Below are 330 nucleotides of genomic sequence, written 5' to 3' on the forward strand. Positions count from 1 at the left end.
AAAAGCCAAGTCGCTAAGACTTTTAAGTTGAATATGGTGGGCGCTGACGGGATCGAACCGCCGACATTCTGCTTGTAAGGCAGACGCTCTACCAACTGAGCTAAGCGCCCTCATAGGGTTTGGACTTAAAATGGCGCAGCGGACGGGGCTCGAACCCGCGACCCCCGGCGTGACAGGCCGGTATTCTAACCAACTGAACTACCGCTGCACGGTAAACTTAAAAGCCAAGTCGCTAAGACTTTTAAGTTGAATATGGTGGGCGCTGACGGGATCGAACCGCCGACATTCTGCTTGTAAGGCAGACGCTCTACCAACTGAGCTAAGCGCCCT

3 tRNA genes are annotated in these 330 nt (G+C 53.6%); all 3 read right to left on the reverse strand.

Annotated features, from left to right (window positions below):
• Nucleotides 1–34: 34 nt before the first annotated feature.
• A tRNA-Val gene (locus tag C1A47_RS17580) sits at nt 35–110 on the reverse strand.
• Between the two features lie 21 nt (nt 111–131).
• A tRNA-Asp gene (locus C1A47_RS17585) sits at nt 132–208 on the reverse strand.
• A gap of 45 nt (nt 209–253) precedes the next feature.
• A tRNA-Val gene (locus C1A47_RS17590) sits at nt 254–329 on the reverse strand.
• Between the last annotated feature and the right edge of the window lies 1 nt (nt 330).

This window comes from Acinetobacter sp. MB5, from assembly GCF_003261585.1.
GTDB lineage: Bacteria > Pseudomonadota > Gammaproteobacteria > Pseudomonadales > Moraxellaceae > Acinetobacter.